The organism is Galbibacter sp., assembly GCF_035306585.1.
In the GTDB taxonomy this organism is placed as follows: Bacteria; Bacteroidota; Bacteroidia; order Flavobacteriales; family Flavobacteriaceae; genus Galbibacter.
On the sequence record NZ_DATGNU010000063.1, the window covers coordinates 1 to 2330 of the forward strand.

Sequence of the window (2330 nt, forward strand, 5' to 3'; positions counted from 1 at the left end):
ATTTTCAATTACGACCTTTTCCAGTAGATTTTGAGGATGAGAAGTCTATTCAAGTTGTTGATTTTGATAAAATGAAGACTACAATCATGAACGAAATGAAAATAGCATTTGAACAGGCTGCGGCTGATCAAATGGAAAGTCAGATGAGAGATTTTCAAAAAATGTTACCTTCAAGAGAACAGGAAAGGTTAGATCGTTTTGAAGCGCTTTTAGCAGAGCGCAAAGTGACTAGAGCATTAGAAGAAAAAGCACTCTCTATATGGTCCACAAAACCGATAGAAGAACGTTTTATTAAAGTTGGATGGTTTAGGAAAGCAGAAGATTTAAATAAACGTGAGCGTTTTATAAAAGAGTATGTAAATCAGCATTTCGAAGATGCTATGAGAAAAGAATTTGGTATTTATTAAAGCAACATATGTAGCCCTAATGTACTGTTGGTCCATATGTGTTCTATAAATCAAGGTTTTTTTTAAGAAAGCATCTATTGGTGTTGGTTGAGTTTTCTTCTTATAGGAGCAATGAAATTAGGTCAAAAGAACGTGGGATTTAAGAGCTATTTTCGCAACTGGGTCTAAATACTGCATATCTTTTATCTAATAGTATTGTAATAGAAGATTGATAGAGTTAAAATAAATACTAACTTAATAGACCGGAAAAATGAAAAAGCCATTTCCATAATGTTAGGGGTTTGCCGACCTCTAACGGAAATGACTTTGCCTGTGACGACCCCACAGGTTAATTGATTTATGTTCATTTTAACTTGTTCTGTTGACTAAATCAACAGTTATCTTTTGGCATATTCGCACGAGTTTTGGAACATGTTCATTTAACCTAGTATTTTCACAGGTTGAAGGGACATGCTTTTTTGTTTTCCGATAGGAAAGGGAGACAGAGAAAATGAATTATATGGACAAATATCGTGATTTACAACAGTTCACAAGTTTAAAAGAATTTGATAGTTACCGTAGTTATTTATTTTACAAAATAAAAGACAAGCTCTCTAAGGGAGTCTCGTGTACATCCGCTACAATCAACTAAGTTGTTAACAACAATGAACTTTAACAGAGCCAAAATGAAAAAAGGATTGCCCAACACGATATGAGAAATCTTGTTAAAGGTTTGGTTATGTAGATGGGATGAAATAATAAAGGAGCTGGGCTGCCCCACGCTCCTATTTTAATCTCTAAGTTCAGGGATTTTATCCATAATGTCTTTCATTGCGAAGGATATGCAAGGAATGTGTGTTGAGGTAATAGTCTCCTCCTCTTGAAATATGTTGATAAGTTCATATCGGTTATCTTGTAGCGTATACTGCTCCAAACACTCGTTTTCAGTATCCACTATCCAATATTCTGGAATTTGATATTCCGCATAAACTTTTAATTTATCTATCTTGTCACGTTTCAATGAGGATGGGGAAAGAATCTCTACAACGAGGTCTGGCGCACCTTCTATCCCTCGTTTACTAATAATATCGAATCGGTCACGATGTATTAGTACAAGATCTGGCTGCCTGACCTCAGAAGGAGAGAGAATTAAATCTACTGGCGAGTTGAGAATTATATAGTTCGATGAACAACTATGATCCAATTTCTTCTGAATTTCATAGCTAATCATCTGATGAGTAACATAAGGTGCTGGGCTCATTAATTCTAGCTTGCCTCCAGCTAATTCATAATATTGACCATCATCAATAGCAGCATAGTCATCATACGTGAGGCCAGTTTCTTTCAATAAATCGTTTTTCTTACCATCCTTAGTCATTTTCTTCACCTCCTTTAGAAGAATCATAGTATAAGGTTGTTTATATATCAATGGATGTTATATGTGTTGTAAATCTTCATTCAATTTTTTCACTTTGTTTTTATAGTAAAGATAAAAAGCCGTCCAGAAGGTGGCGTATCCTGCGATAAATATTGCCCCGAATATTAGAATGCTTTTTAATTCAAAAGGTATCCAACCAATGCCCAGTGACAGTACAAAATACAAAATCGTCACAGTGATAAAATGCAAGGCTGTTTGCTGCCAAAGTTGTAGATTCTCATTCTCGAAATAAAGAGGGGTAACTGTAAAAAACCAGCCACAGAAAATAAAGCCGAGTGAATTTTTGAAAAAGGCTCCTCCATCCAGCATCTCCGTTCCGCTAAAATAAACAATATTAGTAGCAATTACTGCTAGGAAGGCACCGTAGAAGATTCCGAGAATACTGCGAGTAATGAACTTTTTCATCCGTTTTTCCTCCTGTTCATTTGTAACGATTCTTTTATTTTTCCAACGTATGTCCTCGTTACATATTCCTTTGCGCCGGATTTAAAGTGAACACATAAAGT

Annotated in this window: 3 protein-coding genes; 1 reads left to right on the forward strand and 2 read right to left on the reverse strand. The window is 35.4% G+C overall.

Annotation, left to right across the window (positions count from 1 at the left end):
- Positions 1 to 407 (forward strand): hypothetical protein (locus tag VKY50_RS06860; protein ID WP_324300201.1); only part of this gene is annotated, 407 nt, incomplete at its 5' end.
- 769 nt (positions 408 to 1176) lie between these two features.
- Here VKY50_RS06860 and VKY50_RS06865 read toward each other — a convergent pair.
- Together VKY50_RS06865 and VKY50_RS06870 are read right to left on the reverse strand one after the other, a co-directional pair.
- Positions 1177 to 1791, reverse strand: a complete 615-nt coding sequence (locus VKY50_RS06865) for a Uma2 family endonuclease (RefSeq protein WP_324300204.1) — start codon at positions 1789 to 1791, stop codon at positions 1177 to 1179.
- 30 nt (positions 1792 to 1821) lie between these two features.
- Positions 1822 to 2229: a DUF3021 domain-containing protein gene (locus VKY50_RS06870; protein ID WP_324300206.1), complete on the reverse strand. Its 408-nt coding sequence runs from the start codon at positions 2227 to 2229 to the stop codon at positions 1822 to 1824.
- Positions 2230 to 2330 lie beyond the last annotated feature (101 nt).